The sequence below is a fragment of the Nonomuraea sp. NPDC003201 genome, from assembly GCF_053590415.1.
The window spans coordinates 1-19,816 of record NZ_JBSFTC010000147.1 but is presented as its reverse complement, the minus strand read 5'-3'; the positions used below and the strand labels follow the sequence as shown (position 1 = coordinate 19,816).

2 protein-coding genes are annotated in these 19,816 nt (G+C 74.8%); both read right to left on the bottom strand.

Annotated elements, in window-relative coordinates:
* Window positions 1-53: 53 nt before the first annotated feature.
* On the bottom strand, window positions 54-9,464 hold the full coding sequence (locus ACWDX9_RS36840) for an SDR family NAD(P)-dependent oxidoreductase (protein ID WP_449962431.1): 9,411 nt from the start codon (window positions 9,462-9,464) through the stop codon (window positions 54-56).
* 34 nt (window positions 9,465-9,498) lie between these two features.
* Window positions 9,499-19,816 (bottom strand): type I polyketide synthase (locus ACWDX9_RS36835; RefSeq protein ID WP_449962428.1); only part of this gene is annotated, 10,318 nt, incomplete at its 5' end.

The window sequence follows — 19,816 nt, the reverse complement described above, 5'->3', positions numbered from 1 at the left end:
GCCGCGAGGGGCGGGGCCGCGAGGGGTGGGGCCGCGAGGGTGGGTTCGCGAGCTCAGCTCACGGCCTCCGCGAGCAGGTGCTCGGCCAGCTCGGCGGGGGTCGGGTAGTCGTAGATCGCGTCGGCCGCCACCTCGATGCCGGTCAGCTCGACGAGCCGGTTGCGCAGCTCCACCGCGGCCATCGAGGAGAAGCCCAGCTCGAAGAACTCCGCGTCCCGCTCCACCGCGTCGGGCAGCGGCAACTGCAGGATCGCGGCGGCCTGGCCGCGTACCACGTCGAGCACGATGCCGTGGTGCTCGTCGGCCGGGCTGTCGGACAGCAGGCGGCGGAAGGCGGCGATGCCGTCCACCACGTCGTCCGGCCCGTCCTGCCGGTCCGCCGCCTGCGGGATCTCCCCCAGCAGCCGGGCGGACCCGGCCGCGGCGAGCGCGGCCCAGTCCGGGTCGGCGACGACGAGCGCCCTGTCCCCCTGGCGAATGGCCTGGCGGACGGCGGAGACCGCGTCCGCGGGCTCCTTGAGGCCCGCCGCGACGGCCAGCGCGGGCTGCCCGGACGCGAGCCGCTCGTCGGCGAGCGCGGTGAAGTACTCGTACGTGCCGGCGCCGTCCCCGCCCCAGGCGGCGTGCGCCGGGGCCAGCATGAGGAAGACGGGCACGTCCGCGGCGCGGGCGGGCTTGTCGAGCGCGTACGCCGCCTCGGCGGTCGTGCAGACGACGGCGGTCACCCGGCCCGCGGGCAGCCGCCCGCCGACGGCCCGGACGACCACGCCAGGCTCGCTTTCGAGCTCGGCGTGCGGCTGGGTCAGGACGACCTCGTCCGCGCCGTTGCGCGCGGCCCATCTGGCCAGCTCGGCGGCGGTCTCGTCGAGCGGACCGGCCACCAGGACCGTGCCGCCGGGACGCCATTCACGGCCGGTCGGGGCGCCGCGCGGCGGTGCCGGGCGCAGCCTGCGGGCGAAGGCCCCGCCGGAGCGCACCGCCACCTCGTTCTCGCCGGTCAGCCCGGACAGCACCCCGCACAGCCGGCGCATGACCTGCTCGTCCAGCCGGTCCGGCAGGTCGATCAGCCCGCCGCGCCGCCGACCGGCCGTGGCCCGCAGGTCGCCCCAGTCGCGGGCGGCCTGCGGCCCGGCCAGCGGGTCGGACGGCGCCACCTGGATCGCCCCCCGCGTGAGGAACCAGACCGGCGCCGTTCCCGCCGGGAGCTCCGGAGCGGTCGCGCCTTCCGGCAGCAGGCAGACGACGCCCGCCACGCCGCCGTCGGTGTCCGGCATCGCGGACAGCCGTACGGTGTCGGCCCCGTGCGCCGCGAGCCCGGCCACCAGCGCCTGGCCCGATGCGGTGCCGACCGGCGTCCCGTCCGGGCCGGCGCCGTCGGGGGCGACCACCAGCCAGGTGCCGCGGAGCGCGGGTGCGGGCAGGTCCGTCAGGGGCTGCCAGCCGAGCTGGTAGCGCACGTCCGCGTGGTCGGCGCCGTCCTGGCCGCGCAATCTGGCCAGCGCGGGCAGCAGCTCGTCGAGCGTCGCCGCGCCGCGCAGGCCGAGCACCGCGAGCAGGCCGTCGCGGTCGCCCCGGGCGACGGCGTCCCACAACTCCTGGTCGGGCCCCGCGGCCTCCTCGTGCCGGGGCGCGTCCGGCCAGTAGCGCTGCCGCCGGAAGGGATAGGTCGGCAGCGGTACGGGCGTGCCCGTGCCGATCACCGCGCCCCAGTCGACGCCGACGCCGTTCGCGTGCGCCCGGGCCAGGGCCTCGACCAGCGTGGTCGCCTCGGCCCGGTCGCGGCGCAGCACCGGCGCGGCGACGCCGTTCCAGCCGTCCAGGCAGTCCTCGACCATGGCCGACAGCACGGCGTCCGGGCCGAGCTCCAGGAACGTGGACACGCCCTGGTCCCGCAGGGTCCGCACGCCGTCGCAGAAGCGCACGGCCTGCCGCAGGTGGCGGGCCCAGTACTCGGGCGAGGTCAGCTCGCCGGCGGTGGCGAGCTCGCCGGTGACGTTGGAGACGATGGGGATGGCGGGCGGCTGGAAGGCCAGCCCTCGCGCCACGCTCACGAACTCCTCCAGCGCGGGCTCCATCAGCGGCGAGTGGAACGCGTGGCTGACGGTCAGCCGCTTGGTCTTGCAGCCGCGCCGGGCCAGCCGTTCGGCCAGCTCCAGCACGCTCGTCTCGTCGCCGGACAGGACCAGGGACGCCGGTCCGTTGAGCGAGGCGATGCCGACGCGCTCCTCGTACCCGGCGAGCAGCGGCAGCACCTCCTCCTCGGTGGCGCCGCGTACCGAGACCATCGCGCCGCCGGGGGGCAGCGCCTGCATGAGCCTGCCCCTGGCGGCGACGAGCGTCACCGCGTCGTCCAGCGACAGCACGCCGGCGACGTGCGCGGCGGCGATCTCGCCGATGGAGTGGCCGGCCAGGTAGTCGGGCCGCACGCCCCACGCCTCCAGGACCCGGAACAGGGCGACCTCGACGGCGAACAGCGCCGCCTGGGTGTATCGCGTCTGCTTGAGCAGCTCGGCGTCGCCGGCGATGACCTCGCGCAGCGGCCGGTCGAGGTGCCGGTCGAACCTGGCGCAGACCGCGTCGAAGGCCTCCGCGTACTCGGGGTAGGCCGCGTACAGCTCCTCCCCCATGGCCGGGCGCTGGCTGCCCTGGCCGGTGAAGAGGTACGCCGTCCTGCCGCGGGCCGCCGATCCGGTGATCACGTTGTCCGCCGCGGTCCCCTCGATCGCCGCCTCCAGCCCGGCGGCGAGCTCGTCACGGGTGGCGCCCAGGACGACCAGCCGCCGCTTGAACGAGGACCGCGTGGTGGCGAGCGACCAGGCCAGGTCCGCGGCCGGGCGGGCGGGCCGGGCCGCCAGGTGCTCGCGCAGCCGGCGGGCCTGGGCCTTCAGCGCGTCCTGCGTCTTGGCCGACAGCACCCAGGGGATCACCGGCCGCCCGGTCTCCGCCGGCGGCGCGGCGGGCTCCTCCTGGACCTGCTCCACGATGACGTGCGCGTTGGTGCCGCTGATGCCGAAGGACGAGACGCCCGCGCGGCGCGGCCTGCCGGTCTCCGGCCATGGGGTGGCCTCGGTGAGCAGCCTGACGGCGCCGGAGTCCCAGGCGACGTGCGTCGTCGGCTCGTCCACGTGCAGGGTCTTCGGCAGCACGCCGTGCCGCATGGCCATCACCATCTTGATGACGCCCGCCACTCCGGCCGCGGCCTGGGTGTGGCCGAGGTTCGACTTCACCGAGCCCAGGTAGAGCGGCCGGTCCTGCGGCCGGTCCTGGCCGTAGGTGGCGACGATGGCCTGCGCCTCGATCGGGTCGCCGAGGGTGGTGCCGGTGCCGTGGCCCTCGACGGCGTCGACGTCGGCGGCGCCCAGCCCCGCGTCGGCCAGCGTCTGCTCGATGAGCCGCTGCTGGGAGGGGCCGTTGGGGGCGGTGAGCCCGTAGCTGGCGCCGTCCTGGTTGATCGCGCTGCCGCGTACGACGGCCAGGATGGGGTGGCCGTTGCGGCGCGCGTCGGAGAGCCGCTCGACGAGCAGCATGCCCACGCCTTCCGCCCAGCCGGTGCCGTCGGCGGCCGCGGCGAACGACTTGCAGCGGCCGTTGGAGGCAAGCCCGCGCTGGCGGCTGAAGTCGACGAACACGGAGGGGGTGGACAGCACGGTGACGCCGCCGGCCAGGGCCAGCGAGCACTCGCCGCGCCGCAGCGCCTGGATCGCCATGTGCAGCGCCACCAGCGAGGAGGAACAGGCCGTGTCGAGGGTGACCGACGGGCCCTCGAACCCGAAGGTGTACGACACCCGCCCGGAGGCGACGCCGGCCGAGATGCCGGTGCCGACCAGGCCCTCGAGGTCGCTCGCCGGTTGCTGCAGGTGCATCCCGTAGTCGTGGTACATCAGCCCGACGTACACGCCGGTCTTGCTGCCGCGCAGCCCGGCCGGGTCGATGCCGGCGTGCTCCAGCGCCTCCCACGAGCTCTCCAGCAGCAGGCGCTGCTGGGGGTCCATGGCCACGGCCTCCCTGGGCGAGATGCTGAAGAACGCCGGGTCGAACGCGGTGGCGTCGTAGACGAAGCCGCCCTCGCGGGCGTACGTGGTGCCGGGGTGCTCGGGGTCCGGGTGGTAGAGCTCGTCCAGGTTCCAGTTGCGGTCGGAGGGGAACATCGACATCGCGTCGCCGCCCTCGGCGACCAGGTTCCACAGCTCGTCGGGGTTGGTGACGCCGCCGGGGAGCCGGCAGCTCATGCCGACGATGACGATCGGCTCCTCCTCACCGGCCCGGGTCGTGGCGGAGACGGCCGTCTGGGGCCCGTCGAGCAGGCGGCCCCGGAGATACTGGACCAGCTGGACGGGCGTCGGGTAGTCGAAGATCAGCGTGGCGGGCAGCCGCAGCCCGGTGGCCGCGTTCATCCTGTTGCGGAACTCGACGGCGGTCAGCGAGTCGAACCCGGCCTCGTTGAACGGACGGTCCTGCTCCACGGCGCCGGCGTCGCGGTAGCCGAGCACGGTCGCCACCTGGCCGAGCACCAGGTCGAGCAGCACCCTGGCGTGCTCGGCCTCGGGCATGCGGGCCAGGCGCTCGCGCAGCTCCGACGCGGCGGCCGGGTCGTTGCCCACCACCCGCCGCTTGGAGGTGGGGACGAGCTCCTGAAGGATCGTGGGCAGCGCCCCGAACTGGGCCGCCATCCGCAGCGCGGCGAACTCCAGCCGGATCGGCACCAGCGCCGCCCGGTCCGCGGCGCAGGCCGCGTCCAGCAGCGCGAGCCCGTCGGCGGTGGACAGCGGCGCGACGCCGGTGCGGGCCAGTCGCGCCCGGTCGGTCTCGCTGAGCGTGCCGGTCAGCCCGCTGTCCTGCTCCCACAGGCCCCAGGCCAGGGACAGGGCGGGCAGGCCGAGCCGCCCGCGCCACTGCGCGAGGGCGTCCACGAAGGCGTTGGCGGCCGCGTAGTTGCCCTGGCCGGGGCCGCCGAAGACGCCGGCGGCCGACGAGAACAGCACGAACGCGGTCAGCGGCAGGTCCTTGGTCAGCTCGTGCAGGTTCAGCACGGCGTCGGCCTTGGCCCGCAGCACGTTGTCGATCCGCTCGGGCGTCAGCGCGGCCAGGACGCCGTCGTCCAGCGCGCCGGCCGTGTGGACGACGCCGGTGAGCGGGTGCTCGTCCGGGATGGCGGCCAGCACGTCCGCCAGCGCCTGCCGGTCGGCGGCGTCGCAGGCGGTGACGGTCACGTCCGCGCCCAGCCCGGTCAGCTCGGTCATCAGGTCGGCCGCGCCGTCGGCGTTGGGGCCGCGCCGGCTGATCAGCACCAGCCGCCGGACCCCGTGCTCGGTCACCAGGTGACGGGCGACGATCCCGCCCAGGGTGCCGGTGCCGCCGGTGATCAGCACGGTCCCGTCGGGGGTCCACGTGCCGTGGCCGGCGGGCTCCGCGGCGCGGTGCCGGGCCAGCCGCGGGACCAGGGCCTCGCCTTCGACCAGCGCGAGCTGGGGTTCGCCCGAGGCGAGGGCGGTGGGGACCGCCTGCCAGGACGCGTCCGTGCCGTCGACGTCGAGGAGGACGAACCGGCCGGGGTTCTCCGACTGGGCCGAGCGGACCAGCCCCCATACGGCGGCGCTCGGCAGGTCGTCGCCGGTGGCTCCCCGGGTGAGGACGACGAGGGGCACGTCGGCGTACTGCTCCTGTTCGAGCCAGGACTGGGCGGCGGCCAGCACCTCGCCGGTCGCGGCGCGGGCCCCGGCGGCCGGGTCGTCGCCCGTGTACGGGGTGCAGACCAGGATCGCCAGGTCCGGCACGGGGCCGTCCGGGTCGAGGGCGTCCAGCGGCAGGCCGAGCCGGGAGGCGTCGCCGCAGGCGAGCGCGTATCGGATGCCGTCCCGGGCGGGGGCGGGCTGCGCGGGCACCCATTCGAGGGCGAACAGCGCGTCCCGTAGCGGGTCCGCGGCGGCCTTGAGGTCGGCGGCGGCCATCGCGCGCACGACCAGCGAGTCCACGGAGGCGACGGGCGCGCCGGTGGCGTCGGCCACCTCGATGCGGACCGCGTTCGCTCCCGCGGGCGCCAGCCGGACCCGTAAGGTGGCCGCGCCGGTGGCGGCCAGCCGCACGCCGGTCCAGGCGAAGGGCAGGACGGGTCCGGCGCCGTCCTGGGCGGGGAAGAAGTCGCCCACGGCGAGCGGCTGGATGGCCGCGTCGAGCAGCGCCGGGTGCAGCCCGAATCCGGCCAGGTCCGCGGCGGCCTCCTCGGGCAGGGCGACCTCGGCGAACAGTTCCCGGTCGCGCCGCCAGACGGCCCGCAGGCCGCGGAAGGCCGCGCCGTAGCCGACGCCGATGCCCGCGAGCAGCTCGTAGACGTCGTCGGCGCCTACGGCGGTCGCGCCCGCGGGCGGCCACGACGGCTCGCCGAACGCCACGGCGCCGGTGTCCTTGGCGAGGAAGCCGGTGGCGTGCCTGGTCCAGGGCTCGTCGTCGAGCCGGGCGTGAATGGTCAGCGCCCGCCGGCCGTCCTCGTCGGGCGCTCCCACGGCCACCTGCACCTGGACGCCGCCGCGCTCGGGCAGGATCAGCGGGGCCTGCAGGGTCAGCTCTTCGAGCAGGTCGCAGCCGGCCTCGTCACCGGCCCTGACGGCCAGCTCCACGAACGCCGTGCCGGGCAGCAGCACCTGGCCGTTGACCTGGTGGTCGGCCAGCCACGGGTGGGTCTTCAACGAGAGCCTGCCGGTCAGCAGCACGCCCTCGCCGTCCGCGAGCGACACCGCCGCCGCCAGCAGCGGGTGCCCGGCGGGGCCCAGACCGACCTGGGTGAGGTCGCCGTTGGACTGGACGGTCTTGGGCCAGTACGGCTCGCGCTCGAAGGCGTAGGTGGGCAGTTCGACCTGGTTCGGGCGGGCGGGTTCGTACACACCGGCCCAGTCGATCTCCGCGCCGCGTACCCACAGCTCGGCGGCGCTGGTCCACAGCCTGCGCAGACCGCCGTCGTCGCGGCGCAGCGTGCCGCAGGCCACCACGTCCTCGACCGTCTCCTGCACCGCCATCGTCAACACCGGGTGGGCACTGACCTCAACGAACACCCCATGGCCCTGCTCGGCCAGCGTCCGCACCGACGGCTCCAACCACACCGTCCGCCGCAGATTCTCATACCAGTACGCGGCATCCACCTCCGTCCCGGTCAACCAGCACTGCCGCACGGTCGAGTACCACGGCACCTCGCCCGCTCGCGGGGTCACCGGGGCCAGCAGGCCCGCCAACTCCTCCTCGATCGCCTCGACATGCGCCGAATGCGACGCGTAATCCACCTCGATCCGCCGCGCCCGCACCCCCTGCGCCTCATAGCCGGCGATCAATTCCTCAATGGCGTCCGCATCGCCTGACACCACCGTCGAAGAAGGCCCGTTCACCGCCGCGATCGAGATCCGGTCCTCTACCGCCACCTCCGAAGCGGGCAGCGGGATCGACGCCATACCGCCCCGACCGGCCAGCGCCACGATCGCCTGACTCCGCAACGCCACCACCCGCGCGCCGTCCTCAAGCGACAACGCACCCGCCACCACTGCAGCCGCAATCTCACCCTGGGAATGACCGACCACCGCGGCCGGGACCACTCCGAGCGAGCGCCACACCTCAGCCAGCGACACCATCACGGCCCACAGCACCGGCTGCACCACATCAACCCGGTCCAAGCCCTCCCCGCCGCGCAGCACATCGGTGAGGGACCAGTCCACGAACTCCGACAGCGCCGCCTCGCACTCCGCCATCCGCGCGGCGAACACCGGGGAGTCGTCCAGCAGCTCGACGCCCATGCCGAGCCACTGCGACCCCTGACCGGGGAAGACGAACACTGTCTTGCCGCACGGCCCGGCCACACCCCGCACCGCACCGTCATCCAGACCGGCCAGCAGTTCCTCCCGGTCCGCACCGATCACCACCGCACGGTGGTCGAACGCCGAGCGGCCGAGCAACGACCAGCCGACGTCCACCACACCCTGCTCGGGATGCGACCGGGTCCACGAGGCGAGCCGTCCGGCCTGCCGCTCCAGCGCCTCGCGCGTCCTGGCCGAGAGCGTCCACGGCACGACGGGCAGCTCCCCGCCGGGCTCCGCCGGGGTCTCGGCGGGCGCCTCCTCCAGCACCACGTGCGCGTTCGTGCCGCTCATGCCGAACGACGACACGCCGGCCCGGCGCGGCTCGCCGCCCGCGGGCCACGGGCGGGCCTCGGTGAGCAGCTCCACCGCGCCCGCCGACCAGTCGATGTGCGGCGAGCGCTCCTCGGCGTGCAGCGTCGCGGGCAGGACGCCGTTGCGCATCGCCATGACCATCTTGATGACGCCCGCCGCGCCGGCGGCCGCCTGGGCGTGGCCGATGTTCGACTTGATCGACCCCAGCCACAGCGGCTGGTCTCTCTCCTGCCCATAGGTCGCGAGGAGCGCCTGGGCCTCGATCGGGTCACCCAGCGGGGTCCCCGTGCCGTGCGCCTCGACCGCGTCGACCTGGACGGGCGCGAGCCTGGCGTCGGCGAGCGCCTGGCGGATCACCCGCTGCTGGGAAGGGCCGTTCGGCGCGGTCAGGCCGTTGCTGGCGCCGTCCTGGTTGACCGCCGAGCCGCGAACGACCGCCAGCACCGGGTGGCCGTTGCGGCGGGCGTCCGACAGCCGCTCGACCAGGAGGATGCCGACTCCCTCGGCGAGCCCCATGCCGTCCGCCTCGGCGGAGAACGCCTTGGAGCGGCCGTCCCTGGCCAGCCCGCGTACCCGGCTGAAGCCGATGAAGGTGCCCGGCGTGGACAGGACGGTCACGGCCCCGGCCAGCGCCAGCGAGCAGTCCCCGTTGCGCAGCGCCCGTACCGCCAGGTGCAGCGCAACCAGGGACGAGGAGCAGGCCGTGTCGATCGTGACGGCCGGCCCCTCCAGGCCCAGGGTGTAGGAGACGCGGCCCGACACCACGCTCGGGGCGACGCCGGTCATCAGGTAGCCCTGCAGCTCCGGCGGCGCCTGCATCATCATCGTGAGGAATTCGGGGCTGTTGGCGCCCACGAACACGCCGGTCCGGCTGCCGCGCAGCGCGTCCGGGTCGATGCCGGCCCGCTCGATCGCCTCCCACGAGGTTTCGAGCAGCAGCCGCTGCTGCGGGTCCATGGCCACGGCCTCGCGCGGCGAGACGCCGAAGAACGCGGCGTCGAAGGCGGTGGCGTCCCGCATGAAACCGCCGTCCCGGACGTACGAGGTGCCGACCGCGTCGGGATCCGGGTTGTACATCGACTCCAGGTCCCAGCCGCGGTCGTCCGGCATCCCGGAGATCGCGTCGGTACGGCCGGACACCACCCGCCACAGGTCCTCGGGGCTCGCGATGTCGCCGGGGTAGCGGCAGCCGATGCCGATGATGGCGATGGGCTCGTGGTCCTTGTCCTCGGCCGCCTGCAGCCGCTTCTTGCTGTCGTGGAGCTCGGTCGTCACGCGCTTGAGGTATTCGACGAGCTGCTCTTCTGTCGCCATGTGTGCTGCCTTCCTAGCCTTCGGTGACGCCTGCTCAGGAGAGTCCGAACTCGCTGTCGATGAAACTGATGATCTCGTCGGCCGTGGCCGAGCTGAGCTGGCCGGCCACGTCCTCGACGGTGGCTCCGGATTCTTGGTGCCGTTCCTTCCAGGAGAAGACCAGCTGTTCGAGCCGGGCGGTGATCTCCCCGGCGGTGGCGCATTCGGCCGCCATGACGGCCAGCCTGGCCTCGATCCGGTCGAGCTCGGCCAGAACCTGCTGTTCGGCGCTGTGCGCGGGTGGCGCCAGCTCCTCCAGCAGGTGCCCGGCCAGCGCGGCGGCGTTGGGGTAGTCGAAGATCAGGGAGACGGGGAGCCGCAGTCCCGTGATCGCCTTGAGCCGGTTGCGCAGCTCCACGGCGGTCAGCGAGTCGAAGCCGAGGTCCTTGAACGCCCGTCCCGGTTCGACGGAATCCGGCCCGGCGAAGCCGAGCACGGCGGCCACGTGGCCGCGTACCAGGTCGAGGAGCATCGGAGCCCGCTCCGCCTCCGGCAGGGCGGCCAGCCGGTCGGTGAGCGACTCGCCCATGGGCGTCTCCGCCGCGAGCACGCGGCGCGTGGAGATGCGTACCAGGCCGCGGAAGAGCGGGTGGCCGAACCCCTTGGCCGCGCCCGCGCGCAGCGTGGCGAGATCCAGGTGGATCGGCACGAGCGCCGCCTCGTCCACGCTCAGCGCCCGGTCGAACAGGCCGAGGCCCTCCTCCAGGTCGAGCGCGCCCATGCCGGACCGGCTCAGCCTGCTCAGGTCGGCCTCGTCCAGGTGGCCGGTCATGCCGCTGCCGCTCTCCGGCGACCACAGGCCCCAGGCCAGGGAGGTCGCCGCCAGCCCGCAGGCTCGGCGGTGCTGGGCGAGCGCGTCCAGGAACGTGTTCGCCGCGGCGTAGTTGCCCTGGCCGGGGCTGCCGAGGATGCCCGCGGCGCCCGAATACAGGATGAACTGCGCCAGGTCGAGATCGGCGGTCAGCTCGTGCAGGTTGGCGGCAGCGGTCACCTTCGGGCGCATGACGGCCTCGACGCGTTCCGGGGTGAGCGAGGAGATCATCCCGTCGTCGAGCACGCCCGCCGTGCTGACGACCCCGGTCAGCGGGTGCGCGGCGGGGATGCTCGCGAGCAGCGCGGCGAGGGCGTCGCGGTCGGCGGCGTCGCAGGCGGCGACCGTCACGGTGGCGCCGAGCCCGGTCAGCTCCGCCTCCAGCGCCGCCGCGCCGTCGGCGGCGGGGCCGCGGCGGCTGGCCAGAACCAGGTGCCGCACGCCGTGCTCGGTGACCAGGCGCCTGGCGGCGAGGGCGCCGAGCGCGCCGGTGCCGCCGGTGACGAGCACGGTGCCCTCGGGGTCGAGGACGGGCGGCGCGGTCAGGACGACCTTGCCGATGTGGCGGGCCTGGGCGACGTACCGGAACGCGTCGGGGGCGCGGCGAACGTCCCACGTGCTGATCGGCGGGAGCCGGAGCGCGCCGCGCGCGAACAGGGCGGCGATCTCGGCCAGGATCTCGCCGGTGCGGGCCGGGCCGAGCAGGGTGAGGTCGAAGTTCTGGTAGCGGACCGAGGGCAGCTCGGCCGGGTCCCGTACGTCCGTCTTGCCCATCTCGATGAAGCGCCCGCCCGGCCGCAGCAGGCCCAGCGAGGCGTCCACGAACTCGCCCGCGAGGGAGTTGAGCACGACGTCCACTCCCGGCGCGAAGGTCCGCGCGAACTCCAGCGTCCGGGACGAGGCGATGCGCTCGGCGGGGACGCCCAGCTCGCGTACCGCGTCCCATTTGCTCTCGCTCGCGGTGCCGTAGACCTCGGCGCCCAGGTGGTGCGCGAGCTGCACGGCGGCCGTGCCCACGCCGCCCGCGGCGGCGTGCACGAGCAGCGCCTCGCCTGCCTGGAGCCCGGCGAGGTCCACCAGTGCGTGGTAGGCGGTGACGAAGGCGATCGGCACGGACGCCGCCTGGGCGAACGTCCAGTCGTCCGGGATGCGGGCGAGCAGCCGGTGGTCGGTGACCGCCTCCCGGGCGAAGCCGTCGACGATGCCCATCACCCGGTCGCCGGGCGCGAGCGTGGTGACGTCGTCGGCCACCTCGATGACGACGCCGGCGCCCTCGCCGCCCATCGGCGCGTCGCCCGGGTACATGTCCAGGGCGATCAGCACGTCGCGGAAGTTCAGGCCCATGGCCTTGGTGCCGATGCGGACCTCGCCGGGCGCGAGCGGCGCCGACGGGGTGGGGAGCAGCGCGAGGTCGTCGAGCGTGCCGCGGGTGGTGACGTCCAGCCGCCAGTTCGCGGCCTCGGCCGGCGGGGTCAGCGCGCCGTCGGCTCCGGGCCGGGCCAGGCGGGGCGCGTACGCCGTCCCCTTCCTGATCGCGAGCTGCGCCTCGCCTGTCGCGAGCGCGGCGGGCAGCGCCCGGCAGGAGTCCGCCTCACGGTCGAGGTCGAGGACGACGACCCGTTCGGGGCTCTCCGACTGCGCGGACCTGACGAGCCCCCAGACTCCGGCGTTGACCAGGTCCGGCACCTCCTCCTCCGCCGTGGTCGCGACCGCGCCGCAGGTGAGGAGGACGAGCCTGGAGGCGGGGAAGCCTTCCTCGGCCAGCCAGGTCTGCAGCAGCTCCAGCACCTGGCTGGTCCGGTCGGCGACCGCCGTGGCCAGATCGGGCTCCGGCTCGCCGTCCAGCGGGACGACCACCCATTCGGGCACCGATCCGGTGGCCACGAGTTCGGCCAGGCCGGCGTGCGCGGCCGCGTCGATCCCGGCGGCGGCCAGTTCTGACGGGTCGCCGATGACCGCCCACCGCTGCTCGCCCGTGGGTTCGCCGGCGGGCACCGGCGCCCATTCGAGCGTGTAGAGCGAGTCCTCTCCGGTGGCGCGCTGCTCGGCGCCGAGGTCGGCGGGCAGCGGGCGCAGGATCAGCGAGTCCACGTGCGCGACGGGCACGCCGGTCGTGTCGGTGACGGCGAGCGTCACGTCGTCGGTGCCGCGGGGGGTGAGCCGGACGCGGATCGAGGTCGCGCCGGTCGCGTGCAGCCGTACGCCGGTCCAGGCGAACGGCATCCGCGGCCCGTCCTCGGCGGTGGCCGCGTTGAGCGCGACGCTGTGCAGCGCGGCGTCGAGCAGCGCCGGGTGCAGCCCGAATCCGCCGGACTCGGTCCCTTCCGGGAGCGCCACCTCGGCGAACAGCTCCTGGTCGCGTCGCCAGGCCGCCTTCAGGCCCTGGAACGTGGGTCCGTAGCCCAGGCCGACCGCGCCGAGCCAGTCGTACAGGCCGGTCATCGGGAGCGGCTGCGCGCCCTCGGGCGGCCAGGCGGCCGTCTCCTGGGCGGGCGGCGCGGCGGCCTCCGGCGCGAGCACGCCGGTGGCGTGGCAGGTCCACGGGTCGTCGGCGGCTCCGCCGTCGGGCCGGGTGTGGACGGTGAGCTGCCGCCGCCCGTCCTCGTAGGGGGCGCCGACGGCCAGCTGGAGCTGGATCGCGCCGCGTTCCGGCACGATGAGCGGGGCCTGCAGGGTGAGCTCTTCGAGCAGGTCGCAGCCGGCCTCGTCGCCGGCCCTGACGGCCAGCTCCACGAACGCCGTGCCGGGCAGCAGCACCTGGCCGTTGACCTGGTGGTCGGCCAGCCACGGGTGGGTCTTCAGCGAGAGCCTGCCGGTCAGCAGCACGCCGTCGGAGTCGGCCAGCGAGACAGCGGCGGCGAGGAGGGGATGCCCGGCCGCCCCGAGTCCGGCGGCTCCGACGTCACCGGCGCTCGCGGTGCGCTCCTCCAGCCAGAAGTGCTGGTGCTGGAAGGCGTAGGTGGGCAGGTCGACCAGCCGGGGGGCGGCGGGCTCCAGGGCCCGGGCCCAGTCGACGTTCACGCCGCGTACCCACAGCTCGGCGGCGCTGGTCCACAGCCTGCGCAGACCACCGTCGTCGCGGCGCAGCGTGCCGCAGGCCACCACGTCCTCGACCGTCTCCTGCACCGCCATCATCAGCACCGGGTGGGCACTGACCTCAACGAACACCCCATGGCCCTGCTCGGCCAGCACCCGCACCGACGGCTCCAGCCACACCGTCCGCCGCAGGTTCTCGTACCAGTACGCGGCGTCCACCTCGGTCCCGGTCAGCCAGCACTGCCGCACGGTCGAGTACCACGGCACCTCGCCCGCTCGCGGGGTCACCGGGGCCAGCAGGCCCGCCAACTCCTCCTCGATCGCCTCGACATGCGCCGAATGCGACGCGTAATCCACCTCGATCCGCCGCGCCCGCACCGCGTCGTGCCGAGCCAGGAATTCCTCAATGGCGTCCGCATCGCCTGACACCACCGTCGAGGCAGGCCCGTTCACCGCCGCGATCGAGATCCGGTCGTCTACGGTCACTTCTGAAGCCGGTAGCGGGATCGACGCCATGCCGCCCCGACCGGCCAGCGCCACGATCGCCTGACTCCGCAACGCCACCACCCGGGCACCGTCCTCAAGCGACAACGCACCCGCCACCACTGCAGCCGCGATCTCACCCTGGGAATGACCGACCACCGCGGCCGGAACCACTCCGAGCGAGCGCCACACCTCAGCCAGCGACACCATCACGGCCCACAGCACCGGCTGCACCACATCAACCCGGTCCAGACCCTCCCCACCACGCAGCACATCGGTGAGGGACCAGTCCACGAACTCCGACAGCGCCGCCTCACACTCCGCCATCCGCGCGGCGAACACCGGCGAGTCGTCCAGCAGCTCGACGCCCATGCCGAGCCACTGCGACCCCTGACCGGGGAAGACGAACACCGTCTTGCCGCACGGCCCGGCCACACCCCGCACCGCACCGTCATCCAGACCGGCCAGCAGTTCCTCCCGGTCCGCGCCGATCACCACCGCACGGTGGTCGAACGCCGACCGCGAAGCCACCAGCGAATGCGCCACATCCACCGGCCGGACCCCGGCCACCGCATCGGCCAGCCGGCCCGCCTGAGCCCGCAACGCCTCCGCGCTGCGACCCGACAGCACCCACGGCACCACCGGCGGCTCTTCGACGGGCTCCGGCTCCTCGTCCGTGCCCGGCACCTGCTCGATGATCACGTGGGCGTTGGTGCCGCTGATGCCGAAGGAGGAGACGGCGGCGCGGCGCGGATGATCCTGAACGTCCCACGGCCGGGCCTCGGTCAGCAGCTCGACGGCCCCGGCCGACCAGTCCACGTGCGGCGACGGCTCGTCCACGTGCAGCGTCTGCGGCAGCATCCCGTGCCGCATCGCCATGACCATCTTGATGACCCCGGCGACACCGGCGGCGGCCTGGGTGTGGCCGATGTTCGACTTGACCGAGCCGAGCCACAGCGGCTGGTCCCGCTCCTGGCCGTAGGTGGCGATCAGCGCCTGGGCCTCGATCGGGTCGCCCAGCGTCGTGCCCGTACCGTGCGCCTCGACCACGTCCACTTCGGCGCCCGACAGCCCGGCGTTGGCCAGCGCCTGGCGGATCACCCGCTGCTGGGAAGGGCCGTTCGGCGCGGTCAGGCCGTTGCTGGCACCGTCCTGGTTGATGGCCGAGCCCTTGACGACCGCCAGCACCGGGTGGCCGTTGCGGCGGGCGTCCGACAGCCGCTCCACCAGCAGCATGCCGACCCCCTCCGACAGGGCGAAGCCGTCCGCCGCACCGGCGAAGGGCTTGCACCTGCCGTCCCGGGCGAGCGCGCCCTGGAGGCTGAAGCCGATGAAGCCGAGCGGGGTGCACATCACCGTGACGCCGCCGGCCAGCGCCAGGTCACAGTCGCCGTTCCGCAGCGCCTGCGCCGCCAGGTGCAACGCCACCAGCGACGACGAGCACGCCGTGTCCACCGTCACCGCGGGCCCTTCGAGCCCCAGCGCGTACGCGACCCGGCCGGACGCGATGCTGCTCAGCGTGCCGGTGACCAGGTGCCCGACGGATTCCAGCGGGACCTGGTCGGAGTGGCGGCCGTACTCCTCGTAGGCGGCGCCGACGAAGACGCCGGTACGGGTGCCGCGCAGCGAGCCGGGCTCGATCCGGCCGTGCTCGATCGCCTCCCACGAGGCTTCGAGCAGGACCCGCTGCTGCGGGTCCATGGCCAGGGCCTCGCGCGGGCTGATGCCGAAGAACTCGGGGTCGAACTCGGCCGCGTCACGCAGGAAGCCGCCGTCCCGTACGTACGAGGCGAGCTGGGCCTCGGGGTCCGGGTCGTAGATCCCCTCGACGTCCCAGCCACGATCGTCCGGGAGGGCCGAGATCGCGTCCCCGCCCTCGGCGACCAGCCGCCAGAGGTCGTCGGCGTTCGTCACGCCGCCGGGCATCCGGCAGCTCATCCCGACGATCACGATCGGGTCGTCGGAGACCGGCCCGCGGCTCTCGCCGGTGGGCCCGGCCTCCGTCCGGGTGCCCAGGATCTCGCCGCGGACCAGGCCCGCGAGCGCCTTGACGTTCGGGTAGTCGAAGACCACGGTCGCCGGGAGCCGCACGCCCAGCGCGGCGTTGAGCCTGCCGCGCAGCTCCACCGCGGTGACCGAGTCGAAGCCGAGGTCTCTGAAGGCCCGGTCCACCTCCACCTCGCCGGGGGCGTACCCGAGCACGGCGGCCACCTGCTCGCGCACCTGCGCGACCAGCAGCCGGTCCTGCTCGTCCTCGCTCAGCGGGAGCAGCTTCGCGCGCAGCTCCGAGGACTCGGAGTCGGCTTCCGACTCCTTCCGGAGCACCGCCACGGCCTCGGGGACGCCGTCGAGGAGGGGCCGCCGCCGGGCGGCGGTGAAGATGGGGAAGAACCGTTCCCAGTCGACGTCGGCGACGACCAGGTTGGTCTCGCCGTCGTCCAGGGCCTGCCGCAGGGCGTCGATGGCCAGGCCGGCGTCCATGTAGCGGACGCCGGTCCTGCGGGCGTCCTCCTCGTCGAGAAGGGTGGTCATGCCGCCGCCCGCGGCGTCCCAGAAGCCCCAGGCGACGGCCGTGGCGGCGAGGCCGCGGGCGCGGCGGTGCGCGGCCAGCGCGTCGAGGTAGGCGTTGCCGGCGGCGTACGCGCCGTTCAGGGCGCCGCCCCAGACACCGGCGCCGGACGAGAACAGCACGAACGCGTCGAGCGGCCCGTCGAAGGCCGCGTCCAGGTTGGCGGCTCCGACGATCTTGGCTTGGGTGGCCTCGGCCAGCTCGTCCCGTCCGAGCCGGGTGAGGGGCTGCATGTGGGGCACGCCCGCGGTGTGGAAGACCGATCGGACGGGGGCGTCGGCCTCGATCTCGCGGACCAGGGCCGCGAGCGCGTCGCGGTCGGCCACGTCGCACTTGGACACCGTCACCCGCGCGCCGAGCTCCTGGAGTTCGGCCACGAGCACGGCGGCGCCGGGGGCGTCGGCGCCGCGCCGGCTGGTGAGCACGAGGTGCTCGGCGCCGTCGCGGGCCAGCCATCGCGCGACGTTCGCGCCCAGGCCGCCGGTGCCGCCGGTGATCAGTACGGTGCCGCGGGCCGGCCGGCGCTCGGCCGAGTCGGTCCGCGCCCTTGGCGCCCTGGACAGGCGGCGGGCGAAGATCCCCGAGGCCCGGACGGCGAGCTGGTCCTCTTCCCCGATCCCGGCGAGCACGGTGACCAGGCGGGTCAGGACGCGCTGGTCGAGCGTCTCCGGCAGGTCCACGAGGCCGCCCCAGCGGGCGGGGTGCTCCAGGCCGAAGACCCGGCCGAGCCCGGAGACCGCGGCCTGCTCCGGGTCGCGGACCGGGTCGGCCCGGCTGACGCTCTCGGCGCCGTCGGTGGCGATCCAGAGCGGCGCCGCCACGCCGGCGTCGTCCATGGCCTGGATCAGCGTTACCGTCCGGGCCAGGTCGCAGTGGAGGGCGAGCACGCCGGCCGGGGCCTCGTCCCCGCCCAGCAGCGCGGCGAGGTCGTCCCTCCCGGAGTCGCCGGTGATCTCCAGGAGCTCGCACCGGGCTCCGTGCCGTTCGAGCGCCCCGGCGACGGAGGCCGCCGCGTCGCCGCCGGCCCGGTCCGCCGGGACGACGACGCGCCAGGTGCCCGACAGCGCGGGCGGCTTCCCGCCGGGTGCGCCGACGGGCGTCCAGGTGACGCGGTACCGCCAGGAGTCGAGCACGTCCTGGTCGCGCCGCCGGCGCCGCCAGGACGACAGCGCCGGCAGGATGGCCGCCAGCGGGGAGCCGTCCTCGATGCCGAGGGTGGCGGCCAGCGCGGCCACGTCCTCGCGTTCGACCGCGGCCCAGAACTCGGGGTCGACGGAGCCGTCCGGCGCCTGCTCGGCCGGGGTCGCGCCGGGCATGAACCAGAAGCGCTTGCGCTGGAAGGCGTACGTGGGCAGCTCGACGCGCTGGGGGACGGCGTCGGCGAAGTAGGCGTCCCAGTCGACGGCGACGCCCCGGCAGTGCAGCCGGCCGACGGCCTCGACGAAGGCGCGGGCCTCGTCGCGGTCCTTGCGCGTGGCGCTGACGAAGAACGCGGCGTCGTCGCCGTCGAGCGTCTGCCTGGCCAGGCTGGTCAGCACCCCGTCCGGGCCGATCTCCACGAACACGGTGGCGCCACCGGTCCTGGCGGTGGTGACGGCGTCGCCGAAGCGCACCGCCCGGCGGACGTGGTCCACCCAGTAGCCGGGGTCGGTGAGCTGGCCGGGCTGCGCCTTCTGCCCGGTCACGTCAGAAATGATGGGAATGGCGGGCTCGCCGTACGTCAAGGACTCCGCGACCTGCCGGAACTCCTCCAGCATCGGCTCGACGAGCGGCGAGTGGAAGGCGTGGGAGACGCGCAGCCGGCGGGTGCGTACCTGCCGTGCCTCGAGTGCCTGCGCGATCTCGTCGATGTCGCCGGCGGCGCCGGAGACGACGACCGCGCCCGGCGCGTTGACCGCGGCGATCCCGGCCCGGTCCGCGCGGCCGGCCAGCAGCGGGAGGACCTGCTCCTCCGGGGCGGCGACGGCCAGCATGGCGCCGCCCGCGGGCAGCGCCTGCATCAGCCGGGCCCGCGCGGCGACCAGCGCGCAGGCGTCGCCGAGCGAGAGCACCCCCGCGACGTGGGCGGCGGCGAGCTCGCCGACCGAGTGCCCGGCGAGCACGTCGGCCTCGATGCCCAGCGAGGTCAGCAGCCGGTACAGGGCGACCTCGAAGGCGAACAGGGCGGGCTGGGTCATGCCCGTCTCGTCCAGCACCCCGTCGGGGTCGGTGAACATGACGTCCCTGATGGGGTGCGGCAGCAGCGGGTCGAGCACCTTGCAGACGTCTTCGAGCGCGGCGGCGAACACCGGGAACGCCTGGGCGAGCGCGGCGCCCATGCCCACCCGCTGGCTGCCCTGGCCGGCGAACAGGAAGGCGATCCTGCCTCCCGCCCCGGAACCCGTGACGGCGGTGGCGCCGTCGGCGAGCGACCGGAGACCGGCCAGGAGCTCGTCCCGGGTCTCCCCCACGATCACGGCGCGCTGGTCGAGCACCGCCCGGCCGGTGGCGAGCGACCAGCCCACGTCCTCGACGCGCAGGTCCGGCCGCGCGGCCGTCCACGTGCTGAGCCGGTCGGCCTGCGCGGCCAGCGCCTGCGCGTCCCTGGCGGAGACCGCCCAGGGGACCAGCGGCAGGTTCAGCCCGGCCTGCTCGGCGGTGTCGTCCTGCTCGGCCGGCGTCTCTTCGAGGATCAGGTGGGCGTTGGTGCCGCTGAAGCCGAAGGCCGAGACGGCGGCGCGGCGGGGCGCCTCGCCGGACTCCCACGGCCGGGGCTCGGTGAGCAGCTCGACGGCGCCGCCCGACCAGTCCACGTGCGTGGACGGCTCGTCCACGTGCAGGGTGCGCGGCAGCGTCTCGTTGCGCAGCGCCATCACCATCTTGATCACGCCGCCGACGCCGGCGGCCGCCTGGGCGTGGCCGATGTTCGACTTCAGCGAGCCCAGCCACAGAGGCTGGTCCCGGTCCTGCCCGTACGCGGTGATGAGCGCCTGGGCCTCGATCGGGTCGCCCAGGGTGGTACCGGTGCCGTGCCCCTCCACCGCGTCCACCTGCGAGGGCGACAGGCCCGCGTCGGCCAGCGCCTCCCTGATCACCCGGATCTGGGAGGGGCCGTTCGGCGCGGACAGCCCGTTGCTGGCGCCGTCCTGGTTGACCGCGCTGCCGCGGATGACCGCGAGGACGTGGTGCCCGTTCTCCCGCGCGTCCGACAGGCGTTCGAGGAGCAGCACCCCCACACCCTCGCTCCAGCCGGTGCCGTTCGCCGCGTCGGCGAAGGACTTGCAGCGGCCGTCGGCCGACAGGCCCCGTTGCTGGGAGAACTCGATGAAGGTGTTCGGGGTCGCCATCACGGTCACGCCGCCGGCCAGCGCCAGCGAGCACTCGCCGCGCCGCAGCGCCTGCGCCGCCAGGTGCAGCGCCACCAGCGACGACGAG

What these genes read in the sequence shown, in the direction of transcription:
- ACWDX9_RS36840 (WP_449962431.1), bottom strand. Translation starts at nt 9,464, where the DNA reads ATGGCGACAGAAGAGCAGCTCGTCGAATACCTCAAGCGCGTGACGACC.